General features: G+C 42.2%; 16 protein-coding genes. 14 read left to right on the forward strand and 2 right to left on the reverse strand.

The genetic code is table 11. From position 1 onward, the window contains the following. Positions 1–330 precede the first annotated feature (330 nt). Positions 331–2,355, forward strand: a complete 2,025-nt coding sequence (gene rep, locus PSE83_RS12920) for a DNA helicase Rep (protein ID WP_004906118.1) — start codon at positions 331–333, stop codon at positions 2,353–2,355. A gap of 52 nt (positions 2,356–2,407) precedes the next feature. On the opposite strand, the gene gppA is transcribed toward rep, so the two are convergent. Together gppA and rhlB are read right to left on the reverse strand one after the other, a co-directional pair. Further along, positions 2,408–3,910, reverse strand: coding sequence for a guanosine-5'-triphosphate,3'-diphosphate diphosphatase (gene gppA, locus PSE83_RS12925; RefSeq protein ID WP_004906116.1), 1,503 nt, complete (start codon positions 3,908–3,910; stop codon positions 2,408–2,410). Between the two features lie 11 nt (positions 3,911–3,921). Then, a complete protein-coding gene (gene rhlB, locus PSE83_RS12930; protein ID WP_004906115.1) occupies positions 3,922–5,208 on the reverse strand; it encodes an ATP-dependent RNA helicase RhlB in 1,287 nt (428 codons plus the stop codon). Positions 5,209–5,325: 117 nt separating this feature from the next. Between rhlB and trxA the strand changes: the two genes are divergently transcribed. From trxA to wzyE, 13 genes are all read left to right on the forward strand, one after another. After that, the gene (gene trxA / locus PSE83_RS12935) at positions 5,326–5,652 is read left to right on the forward strand and encodes a thioredoxin TrxA (RefSeq protein WP_004906112.1); all 327 of its coding nucleotides are present in this window, start codon (positions 5,326–5,328) and stop codon (positions 5,650–5,652) included. A 705-nt stretch (positions 5,653–6,357) separates the two neighbouring features. Continuing rightward, complete coding sequence (gene rho / locus PSE83_RS12940) at positions 6,358–7,617, forward strand: transcription termination factor Rho (RefSeq protein WP_004906109.1); 1,260 nt, start codon at positions 6,358–6,360, stop codon at positions 7,615–7,617. Between the two features lie 627 nt (positions 7,618–8,244). Then, positions 8,245–9,330: a UDP-N-acetylglucosamine--undecaprenyl-phosphate N-acetylglucosaminephosphotransferase gene (gene wecA, locus PSE83_RS12945; RefSeq protein WP_004906107.1), complete on the forward strand. Its 1,086-nt coding sequence runs from the start codon at positions 8,245–8,247 to the stop codon at positions 9,328–9,330. Between the two features lie 29 nt (positions 9,331–9,359). Beyond that, on the forward strand, positions 9,360–10,418 hold the full coding sequence (gene wzzE / locus PSE83_RS12950; protein ID WP_004906105.1) for an ECA polysaccharide chain length modulation protein: 1,059 nt from the start codon (positions 9,360–9,362) through the stop codon (positions 10,416–10,418). A 98-nt stretch (positions 10,419–10,516) separates the two neighbouring features. Further along, complete coding sequence (gene wecB / locus PSE83_RS12955; RefSeq protein WP_004906103.1) at positions 10,517–11,647, forward strand: non-hydrolyzing UDP-N-acetylglucosamine 2-epimerase; 1,131 nt, start codon at positions 10,517–10,519, stop codon at positions 11,645–11,647. After that, positions 11,644–12,906: a UDP-N-acetyl-D-mannosamine dehydrogenase gene (gene wecC / locus PSE83_RS12960; protein WP_004906100.1), complete on the forward strand. Its 1,263-nt coding sequence runs from the start codon at positions 11,644–11,646 to the stop codon at positions 12,904–12,906. Before wecB ends, wecC begins: the two co-directional genes overlap by 4 nt. Next, positions 12,897–13,970, forward strand: coding sequence for a dTDP-glucose 4,6-dehydratase (gene rffG / locus PSE83_RS12965; RefSeq protein WP_172412277.1), 1,074 nt, complete (start codon positions 12,897–12,899; stop codon positions 13,968–13,970). The genes wecC and rffG overlap by 10 nt, the downstream gene beginning before the upstream one ends. 8 nt (positions 13,971–13,978) lie before the next feature. Further along, positions 13,979–14,860: a glucose-1-phosphate thymidylyltransferase RfbA gene (rfbA, locus tag PSE83_RS12970; protein ID WP_004906097.1), complete on the forward strand. Its 882-nt coding sequence runs from the start codon at positions 13,979–13,981 to the stop codon at positions 14,858–14,860. Continuing rightward, a complete protein-coding gene (gene rffC, locus PSE83_RS12975; protein WP_164456177.1) occupies positions 14,838–15,578 on the forward strand; it encodes a dTDP-4-amino-4,6-dideoxy-D-galactose acyltransferase in 741 nt (246 codons plus the stop codon). Before rfbA ends, rffC begins: the two co-directional genes overlap by 23 nt. After that, positions 15,565–16,695, forward strand: coding sequence for a dTDP-4-amino-4,6-dideoxygalactose transaminase (rffA, locus tag PSE83_RS12980; protein ID WP_004907307.1), 1,131 nt, complete (start codon positions 15,565–15,567; stop codon positions 16,693–16,695). The genes rffC and rffA overlap by 14 nt, the downstream gene beginning before the upstream one ends. Continuing rightward, positions 16,695–17,945: a lipid III flippase WzxE gene (wzxE, locus tag PSE83_RS12985; protein ID WP_004906093.1), complete on the forward strand. Its 1,251-nt coding sequence runs from the start codon at positions 16,695–16,697 to the stop codon at positions 17,943–17,945. Before rffA ends, wzxE begins: the two co-directional genes overlap by 1 nt. Beyond that, the gene (locus PSE83_RS12990; protein ID WP_004906092.1) at positions 17,942–19,024 is read left to right on the forward strand and encodes a TDP-N-acetylfucosamine:lipid II N-acetylfucosaminyltransferase; all 1,083 of its coding nucleotides are present in this window, start codon (positions 17,942–17,944) and stop codon (positions 19,022–19,024) included. Before wzxE ends, PSE83_RS12990 begins: the two co-directional genes overlap by 4 nt. Beyond that, complete coding sequence (gene wzyE / locus PSE83_RS12995; protein WP_004906091.1) at positions 19,021–20,376, forward strand: ECA oligosaccharide polymerase; 1,356 nt, start codon at positions 19,021–19,023, stop codon at positions 20,374–20,376. The genes PSE83_RS12990 and wzyE overlap by 4 nt, the downstream gene beginning before the upstream one ends.

A 20,376-nucleotide genomic window follows, 5' to 3' on the forward strand; every position in this document is an offset into this window, starting at 1 on the left:
AAGTCACATACTAATGTATGTTCCTTGGGATAATCTTATTTTTCGTCACTCTTCGCGTGATAGGTGCGTTGGCTACACTCGGTTACCCAAGTCACATACTTAATGTATGCTCCTTGGGATAACCTCCTTTGCCGCCTTCCTCTAACGCGAATAGTTTAGAAAAATGCATTGATGTTATAAAAGAAAAAGAACAAAACCACATCTTTCTGATGAATGATGTGGTTTTTTGTTTTTTATAAATAGAGAAGATCGTTGCTCAAGAGTTGGGTCGGTTTCTGCTACAATCTGTAGCGAATTCCTTTTTGAATAACTGAGTGATGTAGATAAGCCATGCGATTGAATCCTAGCCAACAGCAGGCAGTTGAATTTGTCGATGGCCCGTGCCTTGTATTGGCGGGGGCGGGGTCAGGCAAAACACGTGTTATTACCAATAAAATTGCGCATTTAATTCGCCAATGCGGTTATCAGCCTCGGCAAATTGCAGCGGTGACTTTCACCAATAAAGCGGCGCGGGAAATGAAAGAGCGCGTGGCACAAACCTTGGGTAAAAAAGAAGCGCGTGGTTTGATCATATCCACCTTCCATACATTAGGCTTGGAAATTATTAAGCGTGAATATAAAGCGCTGGGTATTAAAGCCAACTTTTCGCTATTTGATGACCAAGACCAGATGGCATTGTTGAAAGAACTCACTTTTGACTTACTAGAAGAAGATAAAGACTTACTCAAACAATTGATCTCAGCGATCTCTAATTGGAAAAATGATCTTATCTCGCCACAACAAGTTATAGGCCAAGCACGGAGTGAGAAAGAGCATCACTTTGCGGAGTGTTATCGCCGCTATGAACTTCATCTGAAAAGTTGCAATGTGCTGGATTTTGACGATTTAATCAGCAAGCCTACCTTGTTGTTATACCAAAATGAAGAAGTTCGCGAGCGTTGGCAGCAAAAAATTCGTTACTTGCTGGTGGACGAGTACCAAGATACCAATACGAGTCAATATCAGTTGGTTAAATTGCTTGTGGGGCAGCGAGCAAGGTTTACGGTTGTGGGCGATGACGATCAGTCAATCTATTCATGGCGTGGCGCAAGGCCACAAAACTTGGTTTTATTGAATCAGGACTTCCCTAAGTTAAATGTCATTAAGCTTGAGCAAAATTACCGTTCATCTGAACGAATTTTAAAGGCTGCAAATATTTTAATTGCCAATAACCCTCATGTATTTGAAAAAAAATTATTTTCTGAATTGGGATATGGAGCGCCACTTCGGGTTCTTACGGCAAACAATGAAGACCATGAAGCTGAAAGAGTGATTGGGGAGCTTATTGCACACCATTTTATTAATAAGACGGAATATAAAGATTACGCCATTTTGTATCGCGGTAATCATCAATCGCGTATTTTTGAAAAAATGTTGATGCAAAATCGTATTCCGTATCGCATTTCGGGGGGGACTTCGTTTTTCTCCCGCCCTGAAATTAAAGACTTATTAGCCTATTTGCGAGTATTAACTAACCCTGAAGATGACAGTGCTTTTTTACGCATAGTAAATACTCCACGTCGAGAGATTGGCCCCAAAACTATCCAAAAACTTGGGGAATGGGCAAACCAACGAGGGAAAAGCTTATATCAAGCCAGCTTTGATCTAGGGCTTGAACAAATTTTAAAAGGTAAAGGATTAGAAGCATTACAGCGTTTCACTCATTGGATGGACAGTATTGTTAGAACGTCGGAACGCGAACCTTTAATTGCGGTGCGTGATTTACTGCGCGAAATGGATTATGAAAGCTGGTTATATGAAACGTCGACCAGTACTAAAGCTGCTGAAATGCGAATGAAAAACGTCAACCAATTGTTCACATGGATGAGTGAAATGGTGGAAGGTGATGATCTCAATGACCCAATGACATTGAGCCAAGTGGTTACACGCTTTACGCTGCGCGATATGATGGAGCGTGGTGAGGATGATGAAGAATCAGACCAAGTTCAACTCATGACGTTGCATGCGTCTAAAGGCCTTGAATTTCCTTATGTTTTTTTGGTCGGTATGGAAGAAGGGCTGCTGCCACATCAAAGCAGTATTGATGAAAATAATATTGATGAAGAACGCCGTTTAGCTTATGTAGGGATCACAAGAGCGCAAAGAGAGTTATTCTTTTCTCATTGTCGTGAGCGTCGTCAATATGGTGAATTGATCCGTCCCGAATTAAGCCGTTTTCTCCTTGAATTGCCACAAGATGATTTACAATGGGAGCAACAGCGTAAAGTGGTTAGTGCGCAGGAGCGTATGCAGAAAGGGCAATCAGCTTTAGCCGATATTAAAGCGCGCTTAGGGCTAAATAAAAAAAGTGAGTAACCACAACTAATTGAATTTCCACACTAGAGTAGGTCTAGTGTGGAATATATTATCAATTTGAACTATTACGTTCTTCCAACTCTAAAACCCAATTCACATAGCCCTGCCATTGAACTTCTTGCTGTAAATTTTCCGCTCGTAGAGGGTGAGCAGATAACCAACGATAAGGCAGTGTAATGGTTAACCTTTGTGCATTCACATTAAGTCTTAGTGCAGGCAAGGTATCATCCCGTCTGCGGCTCGCAAAAATAATGGCGAGGCGGAGTAAACGACATAAATCATATGCATGCTGTATGGGTAGCGCATTTTGTTGGCTTAATGGTGTTAAATCGATAGGGCCTTGCTGATTTTTCAATAATGCAGCAAGTAACCGTTTTTGAGCTGGAGTGAAGCCAGGTAAATCAAGGTGTGTTATGAGGTAGCTCGCGTGCTCGGGGCCTTTACGGAAATCGACACTCAAGCCGATTTCATGTAAGGCGCATGCACTCGATAGTAAATCACGACAGCGTGTATCTAAGCCCCAATCTTTCGCGACTTGTAAATAAAAATATTCTGCAAGTTGACGGACTCGGCCAGCTTGTTCGATATCGACTTGGAAGCGCCGTTGAATATTGCGAACGGTACGAGCGCGAATATCCTGCTCAATAGGAAGCTGTAACATACCATAGACAAGCCCTTCACGAAGTGCTCCGCCAGCAAGTGTCATGTTATCAATGTCTAATGCTTCAAAGATAGCAATCAAAATAGACAAGCCGCTTGGAAAAACAAGGGCACGTTCGAAGGTTAAGCCGTCAATTTCAAGCTCTTCAAGTTTTTGGCATTGAATGGCTTTGCGCTTAAGCTGTTGTAACTTAGAAAGGGTGATCAGTTCATCCATGCCTTGGGCAATCATGATTTCCTGAATGGCTTGTACAGTACCGGATGCTCCAACACATATTTTCCACCCATGTGTCTTGAGTGACTCTGCAATAGGGGCGATGACATTATGTGCAGCGGCTTGAGCCGCTGAGAAGTTTTCTTCGGTTAAACTTCTATCGCCAAAGTAGCGTTCAAGCCAAGTCACACAACCCATTTCAAGACTATAGAGTTGCTCCGCTTTTGCGCCAGTACCTGTAACAAGTTCAGTACTTCCCCCACCAATATCAACCACTAAGCGTTGATCTGGCCCACCAGTTGTATGTGCAACACCTTGATAAATTAAGCGAGCTTCTTCTTCCCCTTGAATAACTTTTACAGGGTTTCCTAAAATTTGACTGGCTTTTTCGATGAAAACATCGGCATTTTTAGCTAAACGCAAAGTCGCAGTCGCGACAACACGAATTTGTGTATTCGGAATATCTTGTAAGTGCTCCGAAAACAGGCGTAAACATTGCCAGCCTCGCTCCATTGCTTGCTCAGAAAGCAGGTTGTTGTTATCTAACCCTGCAGCAAGACGAACTTTGCGTTTAACCCTAGAGATCACCTGAATGCTACCAGCAGTTTCACGTACGACTAGCATATGAAAACTGTTTGAGCCTAAATCGATGGCGGCATAAAGAGAAGAAGATTTCAGCATATCGTTTTTACTCAGCCTGGACGTTTATGGTTGTTTCGTGGGCCATTGTGGCGACGCTGCGAATTCGAATTACGGCGCTGGCCTCCAGGGCGTGGGCGATGGCGGCGTTTTGGTGCCGGTAAATCGCTCAATAATGCATCACTGTTATACTTACTAACAGGGATTGAGTGTTGAATATATTCTTCAATAGCAGGCAGGTTAAGTGAATATTCTTCACAGGCTAAGCTAATTGAGTTTCCGCTTTCACCAGCACGACCAGTACGACCAATACGGTGTACGTAATCTTCACAGTCATCAGGTAAGTCGTAATTAAATACATGAGTAACTGATGGAATATGTAAACCACGAGCTGCAACATCAGTTGCCACTAAAATATCTAAATGGCCTTGTGTGAATTGCTCTAATATACGCAGTCGCTTTTTCTGTGCGACATCGCCGGTCAACAAACCTACACGATGACCATCAGCAGCTAAATGCGCCCAAATATCATCACAACGGTGTTTTGTATTGGCGAAAATAATACAACGCTCTGGCCACTCTTCTTCAAGAAGCGTTTGGAGTAAGCGCATTTTTTCTTCATTAGAAGGGTAAAATAACTCTTCTTTGATACGATGACCTGTTTTTTGTAAAGGTTCGACCTCAACATATTCAGGGTTATTCATTTGCTCGAAAGCTAATTCTCTTACTCGGTAAGATAAAGTTGCAGAAAACAGCAAATTAAGCCTTTCTGCAGCACCTGGCATACGACGGAAAATCCAGCGAATATCTTTAATAAAACCAAGATCATACATGCGGTCGGCTTCATCAAGTACCACAACTTGAACCGCACTTAAGTCGACATGGCCTTGTTTCGCGTAGTCGATTAAACGGCCTGTTGTACCAATAAGGATATCAACACCGTTTTGTAAAACCTTAAGCTGCTCATCATAGCCGTCACCACCGTAGGCTAGCCCCATTTTCAGGCCAGTATATTCAGCTAGCTCTTTAGCATCCGAATAAATTTGTACCGCGAGTTCGCGTGTCGGTGCCATAATCAGCGCACGAGGCTGATTCGCTTTTTTACCCTCAATAGCGGGGTGAGTTAATAAATAATGGAATGTAGACGTTAAAAAAGCTAACGTTTTACCTGTACCAGTTTGCGCTTGACCCGCCACGTCTTTGCCTTCGACAGTAAAAGGCAAGGTGGACGCCTGTATAGGCGTGCAAAAATTGAAGCCTTTTTTATTCAGAGCTTCAATGACTTTAGGGTGCAATGCGAAGTCGGAAAACTTCTTTTCTGTCAAGTGTGCTTTACTCATAGTATGTTAGAATATCAGTTAACGGTTGGTTTACGAAAGTGTATCTTTTGAAATAAAGCATACTGCTGCCAATAATGTTACACTAAGTCTGCAAAAGATGATCCTTTGGAGTACAACATGAGCGATAAAATTATACATATAACTGATGCAAGTTTTGCAACTGAAGTTCTGAACGCAAGTTCACCTGTTCTAGTCGATTTTTGGGCTGCATGGTGTGGTCCTTGTAAAATGATCGCGCCTATTCTTGATGAAGTTGCTGAAGAATATACAGGCAAACTGACCATCGCAAAACTGAATATTGATGAAAACCCTGCTACCGCTCCAAAATATGGAATTCGTGGTATCCCGACCTTGCTTTTATTCAAAAATGGTGAAGTCGCAGCAACGAAAGTTGGGGCATTATCAAAAACGCAACTGAAAGAATTTTTAGACGAAAATCTGTAAGTTATCGTTATATGTAAGCTAAAACGTTTAGCGGTATATCTATTTTATCTAGAGAGCCGCTAGACGTCTTCACTTAAGCATGATAAGTTATCGTCATTCCTCGTATAGCACCCATATGAATTACCTTGTATTCCATTGCTCTTATCTTACATATCTAGCTTGTTAGTTCAGTATTGTGATGATTGTTATTGATCAAAAAACTGATGGCGTAATGATTTTAAATATGAAAATTGAAAGTTTAGACATTGAGTTATAGCAGTATTCAATATCTTCGGTTTCAATGCATCTCTCATATGAATTAAAGATAGCGCATAAGCGAACGCAATGAAATTCAATATTTTTATATCATAGGGATATAAAAACGAAGTGGGACAGGTTTGTCTTTAGCAATTATGTGTTTTTTAATGCTAATCTGACATTAAATTTGCGATATTGGGATGGATGTTGTCCTAAATGTACAAAAAACTATTGCTAATATTGTGTGTGTTTCTAATAATATGTCACACATCATCAAGATGAGTTGCAGTCAAATGTTAGAGCAATCTTAGTAATGGCTAGCACAAGATTTTTTTGCATTGTTGTTTGCTTTTGGTAAAAATTAGTGAGCAACAGGGCAGTATAAAGTTAAACTGGCACTTAATAGTAAGCTGCCGTCAATTTACGTTCATAGTTCGAGAATTACCCCGAGTTAAAGAACCCACCATTATGAATCTTACCGAATTAAAAAATACGCCAGTATCAGAATTGATTACGTTAGGCGAAAACATGGGGCTAGAGAACTTAGCCCGTATGAGAAAGCAGGATATTATTTTCTCTATTTTGAAGCAGCATGCGAAAAGTGGCGAAGATATTTTCGGCGATGGCGTACTGGAAATATTGCAGGATGGATTTGGTTTCCTCCGTTCAGCAGACAGTTCTTACCTCGCAGGTCCTGATGATATCTACGTTTCTCCTAGCCAAATCCGCCGTTTTAACCTACGTACAGGTGACACAATTTCAGGAAAAATTCGTCCTCCTAAAGAAGGTGAACGTTATTTTGCCCTCCTGAAAGTCAACGAAGTTAATTACGACAAACCTGAAAATGCCCGCAGTAAAATTCTTTTCGAAAACCTCACTCCATTACATGCAAACCGTCGTCTGCGCATGGAACGTGGTAATGGTTCAACTGAAGATTTAACTGCTCGTGTACTAGACTTAGCGGCTCCAATCGGTCGTGGTCAACGTGGTCTGATTGTGGCTCCACCGAAAGCCGGTAAAACAATGTTACTGCAAAATATTGCAGCGAATATTGCACACAATTACCCTGATTGCGTTCTGATGGTTCTGTTGATCGATGAACGTCCTGAGGAAGTGACCGAAATGCAGCGTTTGGTTAAAGGTGAAGTTATTGCTTCAACTTTCGATGAGCCTGCAGCACGTCACGTCCAAGTCGCTGAAATGGTGATTGAAAAAGCGAAACGTCTAGTTGAACATAAAAAAGACGTTATCATTTTACTCGACTCTATTACGCGCCTAGCTCGTGCATATAACACCGTTGTACCTTCCTCTGGGAAAGTATTAACCGGTGGTGTGGATGCTAACGCATTACACCGTCCAAAACGTTTCTTCGGTGCTGCTCGTAATGTTGAAGAAGGTGGAAGCCTGACAATCATTGCAACTGCACTGGTTGATACCGGTTCTAAGATGGATGAAGTTATTTACGAAGAGTTTAAAGGTACAGGTAACATGGAACTGCACCTATCTCGTAAGATTGCAGAAAAACGTGTTTTCCCTGCAATAGACTACAACCGTTCAGGTACGCGTAAAGAAGAGTTACTTACATCGCAAGATGAGTTACAAAAAATGTGGATCCTACGTAAGATTATTCACCCAATGGGCGAAATCGATGCGATGGAGTTCCTCATCAGTAAGTTAGCGATGACAAAAACCAACGAAGAGTTCTTTGATTTTATGAAAAGAGCGTAACCGTTAAGGTTCTCTGCGTATTATAAAAAAGGTGCCTGTTATGGCACCTTTTTTTTGTTTTCATACTCGATAGTGGTGTATAAAAATTAAAGCCTACCATATTAAGCAGGTTTAATATTTTACTGATTTATTTTCAATAAATTAAGAACATGTTTTATTTGGTTCATTTATAAATAGCATTGGGTAGCAGATGGAGTTTTTATTAAAAAATTAATAATAAACGATAGGAAATACTAACGAACATGCTTTAATTGATTGAATTAAAAGATAAATTTATGAAAAATATTTATTTTGTGATTAGCGTTAAATTTATTTTCGCCACTTTATTATTTAATCATCAAGCGCCTATTTAAACATCAATCGATTAACTCAATTTTAGAGTATTGCTTTTATGGCATGCATATTGCAGCTATTCAGTATAAAATTACCGGATGTTTCGTTATTAAATCAAACACACTAATAAAGTGTAAAAACTAATAATGTTACAGGAATCTCTTTATGAATAAAGATTCGTCTTATAGTGAATTTTAGTACCAAGATGATAATGCATTGGCGTATGCTGGTTTATCTGCATTCGCTAAAAAATTAGTTTTGAAAGTTAAATATAAAGATTAAGAGAGTCAAACAGTGGACACCATACACTTTGTAACCAATCTCTTCTACGTTTTCTTGTTTTCATTAGTTTTTATTTTTCTGGCTCGAGTTGTTGCAATAAAAATCGGGTTAGTTGATAAACCTAATTTCAGAAAGAAACACGTAGGATTAGTTCCTCTTGTTGGGGGAATTTCCGTTTTCTTTGGGATCTGTTTTGCGTTTTATATTACCGGAGAATATATCCCTCATAAGTGGCTATATATCGCTTGTGCAGGGTTATTAGTCTTTATTGGCGCATTAGATGATAGGTTTGACATCAGTGTGAAACTAAGGGCTGGTATTCAAGCGATCGTTGCGGTTGTTATGATGACAGCGGCAGGGTTGAAACTTGATTCACTCGGTCATGCCTTTGGCCCATGGGAACTGGTACTGGGTCCATTCGGTTATATCGTTACCCTATTTGCAGTATGGGCAGCAATTAATGCTTTTAACATGGTTGATGGCATTGATGGGTTACTCGGTGGCTTATCTTCTGTTTCTTTTGGCGCTCTCGGCTTTTTGCTATATCAAAACGGTAACTATGCGTTAGCATTTTGGTGTTTTGCCTTTATTGCAGCTATCCTTCCTTATATTCTTCTGAATTTAGGTGTGCTAGGCCGTCGTTTTAAAGTTTTCATGGGAGATGCGGGAAGTACGCTGATTGGGTTTACTATTATTTGGATCCTTGTGGCTTCGACCCAAGAAGAAGTACATCCGATTAACCCAGTTACCGCTTTATGGATTATTGCGATCCCACTAATGGACATGGTTGCCATTATGTATCGCAGAATTCGTAAAGGGATGAGCCCATTTTCACCCGATCGCCAGCACATTCATCATTTAATTATGCGTTCTGGTTTTACACCAAAAGGGGCATTTGTACTGATTACACTATCAGCGGCCGCTTTAGCATGTGTCGGTATTATTGGTGAACACTTAACATTTGTACCTGAATGGGTAATGTTGGCATTATTTTTGCTTGTATTTATGATGTATGGTTACTGCATCAAACGAGCTTGGAAAGTCGCCCGTTTTATTAAGCGAGTGAGACGTAGAGCACGTAGAGGAGCAGTACGGTAACGACAAAACGAAAATAGAGGTTCTGTGCAGTGAATAACTCAGAAACACAACCGAGTCAGCATCAATCGCCAATAGAGCCGGAATTGGATATCCGTGGTTTATGTCGCTCACTGTGGCAAGGTAAAATTTGGATCGTTGCATTTGCCGTTATTTTTGCAGCAATTGCCTTGGGAGCGTCCTATTTTATGCAGCCGAAGTGGAGTGCGACAGCAATTACGGATTTACCAACCGTCAATAATCTGGGAAGTTACTATTCTCAGCAGCAATTTCTGCGCAACCTCGATTCCCGTATTAATACTACGGGGCAAGAAGGGCAATTACCGACAATTGCAAAAGAAGCTTATCAAGAATTCACAAAGCAGCTTGGCTCTTATGATACACGTCGTCAATTTTGGCTAAATACGGATTACTATAAGCAGCGCTTAGAGAATGATCCTAAAGCAGATGCCGCATTATTGGATGAGCTCATCAACGATATTGAGTTTACGCCAGCAGATGAAGTCAAAAATTTAACAGATAGCATTAAGTTAGTGGCGGAAACTTCCGCAGATGCGAACCAGTTGCTGCGTCAATACACTCAGTTTGCTAACCAACGTGCCACAACGAATCTAAATGATGAAATTAAAGGCACTTGGGCAACGAAAATGCAATCCATGAAGGCATTAGTTAAACGTGAAGATATGGTGGCGAAGGCCGCTTATGAGCGACGTTTGAATGCACTGGAACAAGCATTAAAAGTTGCAGAAAAACAAGGTATTGTACGTAATCAAAGCGCAACACCTGTGGATGAAATCCCAGATTCAAAAATGTTTATGCTAGGTGCCCCTTTATTACAAGCACAAATTGAAACATTGAAAGCAACCGGCCCCGATCACGACAGTGATTACGACCAAAATATTGCCATGTTATCAACATTGAGCGTCGGGCCTACCCTCCAAGATAATTTTCAAGCATATCGCTATTTACGTACTCCTGAAGAGCCCGTTAAACGCGATAGTCCTCGTCGAGCCTTTATGATGGTTCTATGGGGAGCCATAGGGATGTTAGTAGGTGCCGGAGTGGTACTTGCTCGCCGCCGCCCATCTTGATTTTGGGATAAGCCACTGGCGAATTTTCCAGTGGCATATAAAGTTATTAAGATTATACAAAGCAGCTCACTGCGAAAGATAAATATAAGAGAGTCACTGTGAAAGTATTGACTGTATTCGGCACACGACCTGAAGCTATTAAAATGGCACCACTGGTTCATGCATTGGCTGAAGATACAGACTTTGAAGCTAAAGTTTGTGTTACGGCACAGCATCGTGAAATGCTAGATCAAGTACTGAAACTGTTTGAGATCATTCCAGATTACGATCTCAATATTATGAAGCCAGGGCAAGATTTAACTGATATCACTTGTCGTATTCTTGAAGGGTTGAAAAGCGTTTTTGCTGATTTTCAACCGGATGTTGTTCTTGTTCATGGCGACACAGCTACAACGATGGCAACTAGCCTTGCGGCATTTTACCATCGTATACCAGTAGGGCATGTTGAAGCGGGATTACGTACAGGAAACCTGTATTCGCCATGGCCTGAAGAGGCAAACCGTAAGATTGCTGGTCATTTAGCGATGTATCACTTCGCGCCAACTGAAAATTCACGCCAAAATTTGTTAAAAGAATCTATTCCTGACAGTCATATTTTTGTCACCGGTAATAGTGTGATTGATGCGTTATTGTGGGTACGTGATAAAGTCATGAGCGACCAGCATATGATGGAGAAATTGGCTGCAAATTACCCATTTATCGACCCAAATAAAAAAATGATTTTAGTCACGGGCCATCGTCGAGAAAGTTTTGGTGGTGGCTTTGAACGTATTTGTCACGCTTTAGCAGAAATTGCACAAGCGCATCCCGATGTGCAAGTCGTATATCCAGTTCACTTAAATCCAAATGTGAGTGAGCCTGTTAAACGTATACTGCATGATATTGATAATATTATTTTAATTAGCCCTCAAGACTACCTACCGTTTGTTTATTTGATGAACCATGCTTATTTAATTCTAACAGACTCAGGTGGTATTCAAGAGGAAGCGCCTTCTCTCGGTAAGCCTGTTTTGGTGATGAGAGATACCACAGAACGACCAGAAGCTGTTGATGCAGGTACTGTTCGTCTTGTGGGAACAGATACACAAAAAATTGTGAAAGAAGTTAATCGGTTACTGACAGATGACGCGGAGTATCACGAAATGAGCCGCGCACATAACCCTTATGGGGATGGTCATGCATGTCAGCGTATTCTTGCAGCATTGAAAAGTAATCAGGTGAAATTATGAGTTTTGAAACTATTTCTGTTATTGGCCTTGGTTATATTGGTTTACCAACAGCAGCAGCCTTTGCATCACGTAAAAAACAAGTGGTTGGTGTCGATGTTAACCAACATGCCGTTGATACTATTAACCAGGGTAAAATCCACATCGTGGAGCCAGAACTGGATATCGTGGTCAAAAAGGCGGTTGAAGACGGCCATCTGAAAGCTTTTACTAAGCCGCAACCTGCAGATGCTTATCTGATTGCTGTGCCTACGCCATTTAAAGGCGAGCACGAACCTGACCTCGCGTATGTACGTGCTGCAGCTGAGTCTGTGGCTCCGGTGCTGAAGAAAGGGGATTTAGTCATCCTTGAGTCTACATCGCCAGTAGGAACAACAGAGCAAATGGCAGAGTGGATGGCAGCTGCTCGCCCTGATTTAACCTTCCCTCATCAAGCAGGGGAAGAAGCCGATATCGATGTAGCGTACTGCCCTGAGCGTGTGTTACCAGGTCAAGTGATGGTCGAATTAATTAAAAATGACCGCGTTGTTGGTGGTATGACGCCAAAATCCTCTCTGCGTGCAAGTGAGCTATACAATATTTTCCTTGAAGGTGAGTGTGTAATTACTAACTCAAGAACTGCGGAAATGTGTAAGTTAACGGAAAATAGCTTCCGTGATGTGAATATTGCTTTTGCGAATGAATTATCATTAATTTGTGCGGAACAAGACATCAATGTGTGGGAGTTAATCAGCCTCGCGAATCGTCATCCACGCGTTAATATTTTGCAACCAGGCCCAGGTGTTGGTGGGCACTGCATCGCGGTTGATCCATGGTTTATCGTTGCGCAAAATCCAAAACAATCACGTCTTATTCATACCGCTCGTTTAGTCAATGATGGCAAACCAATTTGGGTTGTTGACCAAGTGAAAGCGGCAGTGGCTGATTGCTTAGTGGAAACCGGTAAAAAAGCCAGTGAAGTGACCATTGCCTGTTTCGGCCTGTCATTTAAACCAAATATTGATGATTTACGTGAAAGCCCAGCAATGCACATCACCAAAATGGTAGCGAACTGGAACCCAGGTAAAACGTATGCGGTTGAGCCACACATTGATGAATTACCGACCTCTTTAAAAGGCATTTCTGAGCTAGTTTCGATTGAAAAAGCCGTTAATGAAGCGGATGTGATCTTAATGTTAGTTGACCACAATATGTTCAAAGGCATCCAAGGCTCTGCGATCCCACAAAAATGGGTTGTGGATACAAAAGGAGTATGGCGTTGAAACGCATTTTAATCACTGGAGGCGCCGGGTTTATCGGCTCTGCTGTTGTTCGTCATATTATTGAAAACACTGACGACAGCGCAGTGGTTCTGGATTGCTTAACCTATGCAGGTAACTTAGAGTCCCTTGCAACGGTTGCGAATAACCCGCGCTATGCTTTTGAGCAGGTGAATATTTGTGATAGAGCTGCATTAGATGCCGTTTTTGAAAAATACCAACCCGATGCAGTGATGCATTTAGCGGCAGAAAGCCATGTTGACCGTTCAATTGATGGCCCTGCGGCATTTATCGAAACCAACATTGTGGGAACTTACACATTGTTAGAGGCGGCGCGCCATTACTGGTCTGCACTGAATGATGAGAAAAAAGCGGCTTTCCGTTTTCATCATATTTCGACAGATGAAGTTTATGGCGACCTCGAGGGGCCTGATGGTTTCTTCACAGAAACCACGCCTTATGCGCCAAGTAGCCCTTATTCCGCATCGAAAGCATCGAGCGATCACTTGGTTCGTGCATGGCAAAGAACCTATGGTCTGCCGACGATGATCACCAATTGTTCAAATAACTACGGGCCGTATCATTTCCCAGAGAAATTGATCCCCTTAATTATTTTGAATGCTTTAGCGGGTAAGCCTCTGCCTGTTTATGGGAAAGGTGAGCAAATTCGTGACTGGCTGTTTGTTGAAGACCATGCACGAGCACTGCATTTAGTTGCGACAACAGCGCAACCTGGCACCACCTATAATATTGGTGGTCATAATGAGCGCCGTAATATTGACGTTGTAGAAACGATTTGTGAGCTGCTTGAAGAGCTGCATCCGCAGAAGCCACAAGGTGTGGCGCACTACCGTGACTTAATCACGTTTGTGAAAGACAGACCGGGTCACGATATGCGTTATGCCATTGATGCCGCGAAAATTGAGCGCGAATTGGGGTGGACGCCACAAGAAACCTTCGAATCAGGTATCCGCAAAACGGTGCAGTGGTATTTGAACAATGAAACGTGGTGGCGCCGCGTACAAGACGGTTCCTATGCGGGCGAACGTCTAGGTCTAGGAAATTAGGTGACAGTATGAAAGGTATTATATTAGCTGGAGGGTCGGGGACGCGTTTGCATCCTATCACTCGCGGTATTTCTAAACAGTTATTGCCTATCTACGATAAGCCGATGATTTACTACCCGCTTTCAGTCCTGATGTTGGCGGGAGTTCGTGAGATTTTAATTATCTCTACCCCTGACGACTTGCCGATGTTTAAGCGTTTATTAGGGGATGGTCATGAGTTTGGGATTGAGCTGAGCTATGCAGAACAGCCATCACCAGACGGCCTTGCGCAAGCGTTTATCATTGGTGAAGAGTTCATTAACGGTGATTCGTGCTGTTTAGTATTGGGCGACAATATCTTTTTCGGCCATTCATTTAGCCCAAAATTAAAATCTGTTGCTAAACGAGTAAATGGCGCAACGGTTTTTGGTTACCAAGTGATGGATCCTGAGCGTTTTGGTGTCGTGGAATTTGACGATAATTTTAAAGCACTGTCGATTGAAGAAAAGCCGGTTAAACCTAAATCGAATTGGGCGGTGACAGGGCTGTATTTCTATGACTCACAAGTAGTTGAATTTGCAAAACAAGTTAAGCCTTCTGAACGAGGTGAGTTAGAAATCACGTCAATTAACCAAATGTACTTAGAACGTGGCGAATTAAACGTTGAATTGCTCGGTCGTGGTTTTGCTTGGTTAGATACAGGTACCCACGATAGCCTCATTGAGGCAGGTACTTTTGTACAAACCGTTGAAAAACGCCAAGGCTTCAAAGTTGCTTGTTTAGAAGAAATAGCATGGCGTAACGGCTGGCTGACAGACGAGCAAGTCGCTTTTTCAGCACAACAGCTGAAAAAAACAGGTTATGGGCAATACTTAGAGGATTTATTACGTGTCCGTCCGCGCCAGTATTGAGAGCCTGCCATGGGAGAGCGAATTTTTTCATCGCTCAACGGCAAAGTTGAATTTTACGGGGGATAATCTCGAGACCCTCCTTGCTTATCAAATAAATGAATACGATATCGTGCAAGCAAAAGTCGCCGCGTCTGAAACGCAGCTGATTGATGATTTGGCTGGTATGGGTTTTTCATTTGTTGAAGGTGAAATCGATTTCGCTCTTACTATTGGCACAGAAAATGCTTATTTAAAGGCAGGTTTAACAGCGGAAGATCACATTGTTGTCGCACAAGTGGATGATATTCCTACTTTACGGCAAGCCGCTGAGTCTGTCTTTAGCAAAAGCCGCTTTAGAGCACCTTGGTATCGTGATGGTGATAGCGGTCAGTTTTATGCGTTGTGGATAGAAAAATCAGTACTTGGTACGTTTGATCACACTTGTTTACTAGTTAAAGACGCGTCTGGTGCGATATTGGGCTTTGTGAGTTTACGGCATCTTGATGCAGAAACAGCACGGGTTGGCCTACTAGCGAAAATGCCAGAAGCGAAGGGGCAAGGTGTAGGGCGTAAGTTGATGTCTGCAGCATTTAATTGGTGTGTGGAACACCAAAAAACACAGTTAAATGTGGCCACGCAAATCAGTAATGTTGCGGCATTAAATCTTTATTCACGTAGCGGTGCAGCAATTGCCAGTACCGCTTATTGGTTATACAGGGGACAACATGATTCCATTTAATAAACCACCAGTTGTAGGTACTGAATTAGAGTATATGAGACAAGCCATGGAAAGTGGCAAACTGTGTGGTGACGGTGGCTTCACGAAACGTTGTGAAGAATGGATGGAAAAACGGTTTAATTGCCCGAAAGTGCAGTTAACGCCATCTTGTACGGCCTCATTAGAAATGGCGGCGATCCTGATTGATACTAAGCCGGGTGATGAAATCATCATGCCAAGCTTTACTTTTGTATCAACCTCTAACGCATTTGTATTACGTGGCGCTAAAATCGTGTTTGTTGATATCCGTCCGGATACCATGAATATCGATGAAACTAAAATTGAAGCCGCAATCACTGAACGTACGCGTGCCATCGTTCCAGTCCATTATGCAGGTGTTGCTTGCGAGATGGACACCATCATGGCTATCGCAAAAAAACACAATTTATTCGTGATTGAAGATGCGGCACAAGGTGTGATGTCGACGTATAAAGGCAAAGCACTGGGGACTATCGGCCATATTGGCTGCTATAGCTTCCATGAAACTAAAAACTACTCTTCAGGCGGTGAAGGTGGAGCTACGCTTATCAATGATAAAGACCTGATTAGCCGTGCCGAAGTGATCCGTGAAAAAGGGACAAATCGTAGCCAATTTTTCCGTGGTCAAGTCGATAAATACACGTGGCGTGATATCGGCTCAAGCTACTTGTTGTCTGATTTGCAAGCGGCTTACTTATGGGCGCAGTTAGAAGAAGCAGACAAAATTAATGACCGCCGTTTACTACTATGGAAACGTTATGATGAAGCGTTGCAGCCACTGGTTGATGCAGGGCGTTTAGTCCTAGCAACTGTGCCAGAAGGCTTAAAACATAATGCCCATATGTTCTACATCAAACTTAAAGATATCGAAGAGCGTACCGAATTCAATGATTACATGAAATCTCATGGCATTTTGACAGTATTCCACTATGTTGCATTACACACTAGCCCGGCAGGTATCGAGTTTGGCCGTTTCCATGGTGAAGATAAATATACAACATCAGAAAGTGATCGCTTAGTGCGTTTACCGATGTTCTACAACATGACTGATGACGAACAGCAGACGGTCATTGAGCGAATCAAAGCGTTCTTTGCCTAATGTCTCTTGCTAAAGCATCGGTTTGGACTGCTGGCTCTACCCTGATTAAAATCGGGGTAGGCCTGTTAATCGTTAAGTTGTTTGCAGTCTCATTTGGGCCCAGCGGTGTGGGGCTGGCGGGTAACTTCCGCCAATTGATTACTGTACTAGGGGTGTTATCTGGTGCAGGGATTTTCAATGGTGTCACAAAATATGTTGCAGAGCACCACCAAGACCCACAAAAATTACGTGCGGTTCTGGGAACTTCATCGACGATTATTTTAGGATTTTCAGCGCTACTTGCGCTTATCTTTTTACTTTGCAGTGCGCCAATTAGCGTGGCGTTATTTGATAGTGAAAAATACAGCTCAGTTATTCAAATAGTCGCCTTAATTCAAATGGGTATCGCGTATGCGAACTATTTTCTGGCTATTTTGAAGGGCTACCGAGACGCATCAGCAAACGCATTAGCCATTATTTTAGGTAGCGTAATTGGTGTAATTGCTTATTATTTATGCTATCTAGTGGGCGGGTATGAAGGTGCACTAGCGGGGTTAGCATTGGTTCCTGCACTTGTGGTATTGCCTGCGGCTGGGATGATAATTAAACGCAAGCAGTTTGCGTTATCGTCATTGAAGCCAGCATGGGACAAAGTGATTGCGACTAATTTAGGCAAATTTACGGTCATGGCGATGCTAACGGCAGTCACACTGCCAGTCGCTTATATCATGATGCGAAACTTACTTGCCCAAACCTATAGCTGGGATGAAGTGGGGTTATGGACCGGTGTGACCACCATTTCAGATGCCTATTTGCAGTTTATTACCGCGACATTTTCAGTGTATTTATTGCCGACGTTATCGCGTTTGCAGCATAAAAATGAAATCACAGCAGAAATTGTTAAAGCATTGAAGTTTGTTTTACCTGCTGTTGCCGTTGTGAGTTTTACAGTTTGGTTACTACGTGATTTCGCGATTTGGTTGCTGTTCTCAAAAGAATTTACAGGGATGAGAGACCTGTTTGCATGGCAGTTGGTCGGTGATGTATTGAAAGTGGGGGCTTACGTATTTGGCTATTTGGTCATTGCCAAAGCCGCATTGCGTTTTTATGTCCTCACTGAAGTGAGTCAATTTTTATTATTAACGGGCTTTGCCCATTGGCTTATCCCTGAACATGGTGCAGTAGGTGCAACTCAGGCTTATATGGCCACTTATATTGTCTATTTTACCTTATGTTGTTGCGTATTTTTGATTTACCGTAGGCGAGCATGACAACCTTAATACATGTACTGGGATCGAACCTCCCACACCACAATCAGACGGTACTGACGTTTTTTAATGACGTCATTTGCCAAGAAATGGCTTCGTCATCAACGCCGCATTTTATGGTGGTAAGCGATGATGCGCAGCTTGCTGACGCTTATCCTCAGCTAAAAATAGATGTTTTTGCGAATAAACAGGCCATTGCTAATAGTGTTATACAGCGTGCCAAGGCAGATCGCCGTACTCGCTTTTTCTTTCATGGGCAATTCAACGCCCCTATTTGGTTAGCGCTATTATTTGGTCAAATCAAATCCCATCAGTTTTGGTGGCATATATGGGGAGCTGACCTCTATGAAGAATCTAGCTCTCTAAAATTTAAGTTATTCTATATTTTGCGTCGTTTAGCGCAGAAAAAAGTAGGACATGTGTGTGCAACACGTGGGGATTTGTGCTATTTCCACCAGTCGAACCCTAAAGTGCCTGCCACTGTGTTGTATTTTCCAACACGAATGGACCCCGCATTGACAATTAGCGAGCCTAAGGCACGTGAAGGCTCTCAACTGACTATTTTGTTGGGTAACTCAGGTGACCGTTCTAATCGTCATGTAGAGGCGCTGAGTGCGATTAAACAGCAATTTGGTGATGAGGTTAAGGTTATTGTCCCAATGGGTTATCCTGCAAATAACCAAGGCTATATTGAACAAGTCGAACAGGCTGCAAATAGTGAGTTTACTTCAGGGCAAGTAGAAATTCTGAAAGAGCGCATGGAGTTTAGCGAGTACCTTAATTTGCTCAAATCCTGTGATCTTGGCTATTTTATTTTTAATCGCCAGCAAGGTGTTGGTACGGTTTGTTTGTTAATCCAATTTGGTATTCCATTTGTGATCAGTCGTCAAAATACATTTTGGCAGGATTTAACTGCTCAAAATGTCCCTGTATTTTTCTATGGTGACAACCTGACGATACCGCTGGTGGATGAAGCTCAGCGCCAAATGAGCTTATTAGATAAACAGCATATCGAATTTTTTGCTCCTAACTTTACTGAAGGCTGGAAAGCCGTTCTCAGTGCCGTGGAGGAGCGAGCATGACACTGACGGAGTTAGGTGGCTTAGCACTGGTCTACCTGATATCAATTATTTTTATTGGTACTTTGTTGTACAAAGAGTTTTTACGTGCTCGGTTTAACTTCAATATTTTCTTTTCAATGCTGTATTTATTGACGTTTTACTTTGGTTTTCCATTAACTTGTGCGTTAGTGTTCCAATTTGATGTTGCGGTTGTGAAAGCGGATTACTTACTTTACGCCCAACTAGCGGCTACCAGTTTTTATGCGATTTATTATGTTGCTTATAAAACACGGCTTTCTAGGCAACCAGACGCACCACGGCGTGCGTTGTTTAGCATGAACAAAGTGGAAACGAATCTAACCTGTCTGTTATTGATACTGATTGCAGTCGTGACAGTAGGTATCTTTTTCATGCAGAACGGTTTTTTGCTGTTTAAGCTAAAATCCTATAGTCAAATTTTCTCCAGCCAAGTTTCTGGCGTGGCATTAAAACGCTTTTTCTATTTCTTCATACCGGCAATGTTGATTGTTTATTTCTTGCGACCGACACAGAAACGTTGGATTTTCTTCCTCGTTAGTACCGTTGCATTTGGTTTCTTGACCTATGTTATCGTTGGAGGAACCAGAGCGAACATTATTATTGCTTTCGCACTATTCTTATTTATTGGGATTGTCAGGGGTTGGATTACGCTGTGGATGCTAGCTGCAGCCGGGGTCGCAAGTATTGTAGGTATGTTCTGGTTAGCCTTAAAGCGCTATGGGCTAGATGTCAGTGGTGCCGAAGCGTATTACACTTTCTTGTATTTAACACGGGACACATTCTCCCCGTGGGAAAACTTAGCATTACTGTTAAGCCACTATGATGAGATGGACTTTCAAGGCCTAGCGCCGATTATCCGTGACTTTTATGTTTTTATTCCTTCTTGGGTTTGGCCAGAACGCCCAGATACGGTATTGAATTCTGCCAACTATTTTACGTGGGAAGTACTAAACAACCATTCTGGACTGGCAATTTCCCCAACACTGATTGGTTCATTGGTGGTGATGGGTGGGGTGATTTTTATACCACTCGGAGCCATAGTTGTGGGGCTTATCATCAAATGGTTTGATTGGATCTATGGCATGAGCCTGAAAGAACCGAATCGCTATAAGGCTGCCATTATGCAGGCATTTTGTTTTGGTGCCATTTTTAACATCATTGTTTTAGCGCGTGAAGGCGTGGATTCTTTCGTCTCACGGGTGGTTTTCTTCTGCTTAATATTCGGACTGTGTCTGGTGTTAGCAAAATTACTGTATTGGTTATTTGAAAGTGCAGGGCTTATTCGCACAAAAACAGTTTCTTTTTTAAGAAGCCAACAGCGTGAAAGCCGCTAA

The organism is Providencia sp. PROV150 (assembly GCF_028481025.1).
Lineage (GTDB): Bacteria > Pseudomonadota > Gammaproteobacteria > Enterobacterales > Enterobacteriaceae > Providencia > Providencia hangzhouensis.

Bases quoted from the DNA above. Each gene is read 5' to 3' on its own strand.
- rfbA (WP_004906097.1), top strand. From the start codon at position 13,979: ATGAAAGGTATTATATTAGCTGGAGGGTCGGGGACGCGTTTGCATCCT.
- wzxE (WP_004906093.1), top strand. From the start codon at position 16,695: ATGTCTCTTGCTAAAGCATCGGTTTGGACTGCTGGCTCTACCCTGATT.
- wzyE (WP_004906091.1), top strand. From the start codon at position 19,021: ATGACACTGACGGAGTTAGGTGGCTTAGCACTGGTCTACCTGATATCA.
- rep (WP_004906118.1), top strand. From the start codon at position 331: ATGCGATTGAATCCTAGCCAACAGCAGGCAGTTGAATTTGTCGATGGC.
- PSE83_RS12990 (WP_004906092.1), top strand. From the start codon at position 17,942: ATGACAACCTTAATACATGTACTGGGATCGAACCTCCCACACCACAAT.
- rhlB (WP_004906115.1), bottom strand. From the start codon at position 5,208: ATGAGTAAAGCACACTTGACAGAAAAGAAGTTTTCCGACTTCGCATTG.
- rffA (WP_004907307.1), top strand. From the start codon at position 15,565: ATGATTCCATTTAATAAACCACCAGTTGTAGGTACTGAATTAGAGTAT.
- gppA (WP_004906116.1), bottom strand. From the start codon at position 3,910: ATGCTGAAATCTTCTTCTCTTTATGCCGCCATCGATTTAGGCTCAAAC.
- trxA (WP_004906112.1), top strand. From the start codon at position 5,326: ATGAGCGATAAAATTATACATATAACTGATGCAAGTTTTGCAACTGAA.
- rho (WP_004906109.1), top strand. From the start codon at position 6,358: ATGAATCTTACCGAATTAAAAAATACGCCAGTATCAGAATTGATTACG.
- wecC (WP_004906100.1), top strand. From the start codon at position 11,644: ATGAGTTTTGAAACTATTTCTGTTATTGGCCTTGGTTATATTGGTTTA.
- rffG (WP_172412277.1), top strand. From the start codon at position 12,897: ATGGCGTTGAAACGCATTTTAATCACTGGAGGCGCCGGGTTTATCGGC.